Source organism: Streptomyces sp. NPDC058469 (assembly GCF_042721125.1).
GTDB lineage: Bacteria > Actinomycetota > Actinomycetes > Streptomycetales > Streptomycetaceae > Streptomyces.
Genome location: NZ_JBHXME010000288.1, coordinates 1 through 6677, shown reverse-complemented (window position 1 = coordinate 6677; position 6677 = coordinate 1). Strand labels below are relative to the sequence as shown.

General features: G+C 70.3%; 6 protein-coding genes. 3 read left to right on the top strand and 3 right to left on the bottom strand.

Translation table 11 applies throughout. From position 1 onward, the window contains the following. Positions 1-37: 37 nt before the first annotated feature. The 3 genes from ACFWP5_RS51255 to ACFWP5_RS51245 all read right to left on the bottom strand — a co-directional run bounded on the left by ACFWP5_RS51255 (position 38) and on the right by ACFWP5_RS51245 (position 3530). Positions 38-1261 carry a DUF5667 domain-containing protein gene (locus tag ACFWP5_RS51255; protein WP_384173952.1) on the bottom strand — a complete coding sequence of 408 codons (1224 nt, stop codon included), beginning with the start codon at positions 1259-1261 and terminating at the stop codon, positions 38-40. A gap of 235 nt (positions 1262-1496) precedes the next feature. Next, positions 1497-2270: an ECF subfamily RNA polymerase sigma factor, BldN family gene (locus tag ACFWP5_RS51250; protein ID WP_384173950.1), complete on the bottom strand. Its 774-nt coding sequence runs from the start codon at positions 2268-2270 to the stop codon at positions 1497-1499. A 315-nt stretch (positions 2271-2585) separates the two neighbouring features. Further along, positions 2586-3530 (bottom strand): HAD family hydrolase, encoded by a 945-nt coding sequence (locus ACFWP5_RS51245; RefSeq protein ID WP_384173947.1) that lies wholly within the window; start codon positions 3528-3530, stop codon positions 2586-2588. A 114-nt stretch (positions 3531-3644) separates the two neighbouring features. Here ACFWP5_RS51245 and ACFWP5_RS51240 point away from each other — a divergent pair, with 114 nt between their 5' ends. The 3 genes from ACFWP5_RS51240 (at position 3645) to ACFWP5_RS51230 (ending at position 6596) form a co-directional block, all read left to right on the top strand. Next, positions 3645-3884, top strand: a complete 240-nt coding sequence (locus tag ACFWP5_RS51240) for a glutaredoxin family protein (protein ID WP_384173944.1) — start codon at positions 3645-3647, stop codon at positions 3882-3884. A 247-nt stretch (positions 3885-4131) separates the two neighbouring features. After that, positions 4132-4893 carry a redox-sensing transcriptional repressor Rex gene (locus ACFWP5_RS51235; RefSeq protein WP_384173941.1) on the top strand — a complete coding sequence of 254 codons (762 nt, stop codon included), beginning with the start codon at positions 4132-4134 and terminating at the stop codon, positions 4891-4893. Next, positions 4890-6596, top strand: a complete 1707-nt coding sequence (locus tag ACFWP5_RS51230) for a glutamyl-tRNA reductase (RefSeq protein WP_384173938.1) — start codon at positions 4890-4892, stop codon at positions 6594-6596. The genes ACFWP5_RS51235 and ACFWP5_RS51230 overlap by 4 nt, the downstream gene beginning before the upstream one ends. Positions 6597-6677 lie beyond the last annotated feature (81 nt).

Sequence of the window (6677 nt, the reverse complement as noted above, 5' to 3'; positions counted from 1 at the left end):
TCCGTGCAGGAAGGGCACCCCGTCGTCGTGTGACCGCCTAGTTGCCGGCGTCTTCGCTGTCGATGCCCAGGCCGGGCAGCAGGCCCGGGAGCAGCGGTGGCAGCGTGACGTCCGGTTCCGTGATCGAGGGCTTGCTCGCGGACGGCGACTCCGTGCCGGAGGACTTCGGGGGGTCCAGCAGGCCGCCCGTGTTGCCGCCGAGGAGGCCGTCGCCGGTGCTGGCGGACTCGCTGGGGGTGCTGGAGTGGCCGGTCTCCGCGGAGCCGTCGGTCGTGCCCGGTGTCGTCGAGCGGTGGGTGCCGGTGGAGCCGCCCGTGGACGACGTACCGGGAGCGCGGTGTCTACCGGTGCCGGGGGTCGTGGCCGGGGGCTGGGGGAGCAGCGACTGGAGCGGGGCGACCTCATCGTCTATGGCGTCGAAGACCGAGGAGACCTGGTCGCTGACGTCGCCGAGCTGGACGGGGAGGCGGTCGCGCAGGGCGCCCCATGCCTCGCGGTGCGAGCGGGAGAACGCGGAGAGGGCCTGGATGGGGCCCAGCGAGTTCGGGTCCTGCTCGTACGCCTCGTGCAGCAGGCGGTGGCCCTCGGACGCGTCGTGCGTCATCCCGGACAGCGTGCGGCGGATCTCGCCGAGCTGCTCGTGGTCGAGGTGGCCGCCGCGGTCCCGCTCGATCAGCCGGCGTGCCTCACCCAGGCGGTTGGACGCCTGGTCGAGGAAGGCCACACCGCGCTGGTCGTCGCCGTCGGACAGGTAGTTGAGCTTGAAGTCCTCGATGCCGCGCTTCAGGCCGTAGAGCGAGTCACCGGGCAGGGCGCCCGAGCTCGCCGCGGCCACTCCGCCGAAGGCCCCGGCGGCCACCCCGACGCTCAGTCCGCCGGCCGCGAGGCCCTTGGTGAGTCGGGTGCGCGGTCGCAGCCTGCCCAGACCGGTGGCCCGGTGCGCACCCCGGGACCGGTGGGAACGCTGCTCCGGTACCGAGGTTTCGGGTGCCTCGCCCCCTTGCAGCATGGCCTCGAACGCGGCGACCAGCTGAGCCCGCTGGACCACCTTGACCTCGGGGTCCAGCACGGGTTTGGGCAGCTCGCCGAGACCGGTGGCGAAGACCAGCATGCGGCCCTGCTCGGTCTGTTCCGCAGCAGCCGAGGTGGCCGGAGCCGGTCCTTCGGACTGCTCGGCCGCCGTACCCCGGTCGGACTGCTCCTCATCCAGGGCCTGGGCGAAGGCGTTCGCCCGCCGGTGCGCCGATACGTTCGCGATCACTGGCGGCACCTCCTCTCGCGTCATGACGGTCGACTCCCCAGGGGGTCCTGAGGGTTGCACAGCCTGACCGCATCCACACGATCGAGTGATCGGAGAGGGTCAGGGTGTGACCACAGGGAGCCTGTATCCCGCACAACGAGTGGCGCGGCACTTGGGTTACGGACGACGGATGATCCGACCGCGAACTCAACGGACTTTCACTGAGCGCGAGTTGGGCGTTACCGAGCGTATGCCGTCAGCGGGCGTCGTCCGGGAGGTGCCGGGCGAGAGTGCGCACGGCCCGGTACTGGAGGGTCTTGATCGCACCCTCGTTCTTGCCCATCACCCGGGCGGTCTCCGCGACCGAGAGACCCTGGAGGAAGCGGAGCGTGACGCACTCCTGCTGCTGCGGGTTGAGCCGTCGTACGGCGTCGAGGAGGGCGGCGTTCGACAGGGACTCCAGGACGGAGTCCTCGGGGGAGCGCTCGACCTCGTTGGCGTCGAGCATCTCGCCGGTGGTCACTTCCAGCCGGAAGCGGCTGGACTTGAAGTGGTCGGCGACCAGGTTGCGGGCGATCGTCACGAGCCAGGCGCCGAAATCCCGACCCTGATAGGTGAACGTGCCGATGCGGCGCAGGGCGCGCAGAAAGGTCTCGCTGGTGAGGTCCTCGGCGGTGGCTTTGCCTCCCACTCGGTAGTAGATGTACCGGTACACAGTGTCGCTGTACTGGTCGTAGAGGCGGCCGAAGGCGTCGGCTTCGCCGGCCTGGGCACGCTCCACGAGGTCCATCATCCGGCCGCTGTCGCTGTCAGCGGCCGGACGGCGTGCGGTGGCGGCGCCGGCCGAGCGCCCTCGTCTGCCCACCGCGGCGCCACCGTCGGCCAGTGCATAGCACGGACCGACGGGTGCGGTGGTGGCGAAGGCGGCGGGGACGGCGTACGCGGTGGGGACGAAGCCGCGCAACAGGTCTTGGACCGTTGCGCGCAGCGTAGCCAGGCCCGAGGCGTCAACCCCGACGTGTGGGTACACGGGACTCCCAGAGGCAGAGCTTCCATCACGTGCAGTACCGGAACATTCACCCGTCGTAGCGACGGAGGGGTACCGGATTGCGTCTGAGGAGAATAACGCTTCGTGCAGGCGCTGCTACACCCAGTTGCTCAAATCATCGATTACGTCGCTTCCGTAACCGATTGACGCCCGATCAAGTACCGCAGAGTGACCGGTTGTTGATCAGAACGGTCCGAATTCAGTCACGGACCAGGGCGTGTTGTGGCCGTGTGCAGCCAACGTGACTGGACAGGGGGTTACGCGGGTACGAATCGTGGATTGGCTGTGTTTACCGCGTCACCGGCGTCGGCGGTGCAAAGCGATCGCCGCGGCCGTGCCGCCGGCCACCGCGCCCACGCCGGCCGCCGCCGGGATGCCGACCTTGGCCGCCTTGCGGGCCGTGCGGTAGTCGCGCAGCCGCCAGTCCAGCTCGCGCGCGTGCTTGCGCAGCTTGGAGTCCGGGTTGATGGCGTAGGGGTGCCCGACCAGCGAGAGCATCGGGATGTCGTTGTGCGAGTCGCTGTACGCGGCGCAGCGCGAGAGGTCCAGGCCCTCCGCCGCCGCCAGCGCCCTTACCGCCTCCGCCTTCGCGGGGCCGTGCAGCGGTTCGCCGACCAGCTTGCCGGTGTAGACGCCGTCGACCGACTCGGCGACCGTGCCGAGGGCGCCGGTGAGGCCGAGGCGGCGGGCGATCACCGTGGCGATCTCCACCGGGGCGGCGGTGACGAGCCACACCTTCTGGCCCGCGGCGAGGTGTGCCTCGGCGAGGGCGCGGGTGCCGGGCCAGATGCGCTCGGCCATGTACTCGTCGTAGATCTCCTCGCCGATCGACTGGAGTTCGGCGACGCGGTGGCCCTTGACGATGGACAGCGCGGAGTCGCGCGCCTCCTGCATGTGCTCGGGGTCCTCGGAGCCGGCGAGCCTGAACCAGGCCTGCTGCCAGGCGAACTTGAGGAGGTCGCGGGTCTCGAAGAACTTCCGCTTGTGCAGGCCCCGGCCGAAGTGGAAGATCGACGCGCCCTGCATGACGGTGTTGTCGAGGTCGAAGAACGCGGCCGCTCTGTCGTCGCCGAGGACCGGGAACTCCGGTTCCTCCGCTGCTTTTTCCCGCGCGAGGGCGTCCTGTATGTCCTGCGCGTCCTGCGACGACTTGCGCGCTGCCTCCGCAGAGGCCTCGCCTGCCAACACGCTCCGCGCCGTGGCGGAACGCCTACGGGGAGTGAGCCATCCGAGAGCGGCCATGTCGTGAGCATAGCCAGTCTGTTCGGTGGTTCCGGAGCCGAGAGGTTCGGAGGCTGTGAACTCTCCGCGACCGGGCCGTTAAAGAAGCGCGCCGGTGGCGCGAGAATGGTGTGCATGAGTCATCTGGTCACCCTCATCCGCAAGCCCGGCTGTCACCTGTGCGAGGACGCGCAGCTCGTCGTCGAGAAGGTCTGCGCCGACCTCGGGGTCCCCTGGGAGGAGAAGGACATCACCCAGGACCAGCGACTGCACGACGAGTACTGGGAGCAGATTCCGGTCGTCCTCGTGGATGGGAAACAGCACACGTTCTGGCGGGTGGACGAGGGCCGGCTGCGCCGGGAACTGACCAAGTAGTTCAACGCGCACCCGAACGTCGCTTAGGATCGACGGCGGTTTGGTCTCGGGGGCGGGAATTACGAGGAGTGTGGCGGTTTTGCCCCCTGGAATACGCCTGGGACGCGGGTGCGTGACCCCGGTCACGTTGGCCGGGCAAATCGGACACCATCTTTGTGCACGCGTTCACAAAGACATAGCCTGCTTTCGACGGGGCGGTCTGGGTACGTGTGACCGCCCACAGCCCCGCTCTACCCGCAGGAGCACCGTGGCAACTGGCCGAACTCACCGACCGGCGAGCCGTAGCCGAGGGATTCCCGAGGCCACCGTCGCCCGTCTCCCGCTGTACCTTCGCGCGCTGACCGGACTCTCGGAGCGCTCGGTGCCCACGGTCTCCTCCGAGGAGCTCGCGGCCGCCGCCGGGGTCAACTCCGCGAAGCTGCGCAAGGACTTCTCGTACCTCGGCTCCTACGGCACCCGCGGTGTGGGCTACGACGTCGAGTATCTCGTCTACCAGATCTCCCGCGAGCTGGGCCTCACCCAGGACTGGCCGGTCGTGATCGTCGGTATCGGAAACCTCGGCGCCGCGCTCGCCAACTACGGCGGGTTCGCCTCCCGCGGCTTCCGGGTCGCCGCCCTCATCGACGCCGACCCGGCGATGGCCGGCAAGCCCGTCGCGGGCATCCCGGTGCAGCACTCGGACGAGCTGGAAAAGATCGTCAGCGACAACGGCGTCTCCATCGGCGTCATCGCGACTCCCGCCGGTGCCGCCCAGCCGGTCTGCGACCGCCTCGTGGCCGCCGGTGTGACGTCCATCCTGAACTTCGCGCCGACCGTGCTGACCGTCCCGGACGGTGTCGACGTACGCAAGGTCGACCTCTCCATCGAGCTACAGATCCTCGCCTTCCACGAGCAGCGCAAGGCCGGCGAGGAGGCCGCCAACCAGGCGGCGCACCCGACCGCCGCGCACCGCGGCGACTCCGCCGAGCAGGGCCCTGACGGGGACGTCCCCGCCGTGATGCCGGCATGAGTCTCCTCGTCGTCGGGCTGAGCCACCGCAGCGCGCCGGTCAGTCTCCTGGAGCGGGCCACGCTGAACGCGGACGCCCAGTTCAAGCTCCTCCAGGACACGGTCGCCGCCGAACCGGCCGCCGAGGCCGCGGTGTTGGCCACCTGCAACCGCATCGAGCTCTACGCCGACGTGGACAAGTTCCACGCGGGCGTCGCCGAACTGTCCACGCTGCTCGCCCAGCACAGCGGCGTCGGCCTGGACGAGCTCACTCCTTATCTCTACGTGCACTACGAGGACCGGGCCGTCCACCACCTCTTCTCGGTGGCCTGCGGCCTCGACTCGATGGTGGTCGGCGAGGGCCAGATCCTCGGCCAGATCAAGGACTCCCTCGCCAAGGCGCAGGAACTGCACTCCGCCGGGCGGCTGTTGAACGAGCTGTTCCAGCAGGCCCTCAGAGTCGGCAAGCGCGCCCACTCCGAGACCGGCATCGACCGCGCGGGCCAGTCCCTGGTGACCTTCGGCCTTCAACAGCTCTCCTCCGGCACGGCGGTCGACGCCTGGGCCAAGGGGAAACGCGCCCTGGTCATCGGCGCCGGTTCCATGTCGTCGCTGGCCGCCGCGACCCTCGCCCGCGCCGGGGTCGCCGAGATCGTCGTCGCCAACCGCACGTCCGACCGCGCCGAGCGCCTCGCCCAGATCATCACCGAGAGCCCCGAAACGGACGTGTCCGCCCGCGCGGTACCGATGGATTCGGTGCCGTTCGAGCTGACACGTGCCGATGTCGCCGTGTCCTGCACGGGAGCGACGGGACTCGTCCTCACGGCCGAAACGGTCGCGGAGGCGGTCGAGGGCCGGGTGTCGCAGGACGCCACGGTCGGTCGTACGGCTGCGAAGAGCGGCGTACGCGAAGAGCTTCCGCCGACGTCCGTCGGGACCGAGGACGGCTGTCCGCTGGACCTGTCCGCGGTGCAGGGGGCGACCGGCTTCTCCGTGATGGGGGAGGCCGCCGTGGCCGGGATGGACGCGGCGACGCTGGAGCAGCACGCGGCCTGGGTCGGCGGCAGCGCCGTCGACCGGCGCGAGGCGGCCCGGCGTACGCCCGAGGCCGAGGCGGAACTCATCACCGAACTCGCCACCATGGCCGCGACCGTCGGACGCATCCCCGAGCGCCGCAGGCCCGAGCCAGTCGCCCACATCCCGCGCCCCGCGCCCGTGTTGTCGCTCCTCGACCTCGCGATGCCGCGGGACGTCGACGGCGCCGTGCACCGGCTGGCCGGAGTGCGGCTCGTGGACATCGAGTCGCTCGCCGAGGCTTCGGCGGACGCTCCGATGGCGGCGGACGTGGACGCGGTCCGGCGTATCGTCTCCGACGAGGTCGCGGCCTTCGGGGCAGCCCAGCGGGCCGCGCACATCACGCCGACCGTGGTTGCCCTGCGCGCCATGGCCGCCGAGGTCGTCGCGGGCGAGATCGCCCGGCTCGACGGACGGCTGCCCGGCCTCGACGACAAGCACCGCGCGGAGATCACCCAGACCGTGCGACGCGTCGTCGACAAGCTGCTGCACGCACCGACCGTACGGGTCAAGCAGCTCGCGGCCGAGCCCGGCGGCGCCGGGTACGCGGACGCGCTGCGCACCCTGTTCGACCTCGACCAGGAGACGGTGGCCTCCGTCTCCAGGGCCGTAGAAGACTCTGAGATCAGCAAGAACCGAGGGCCAGCATGAGTAGCACGCGTGAGCCGCAGGGGCGCGCCGGTGTCGAGAGGCCGACCGCGCGGAGGCCCGAAGGGCTGAGCACGGCCGGAC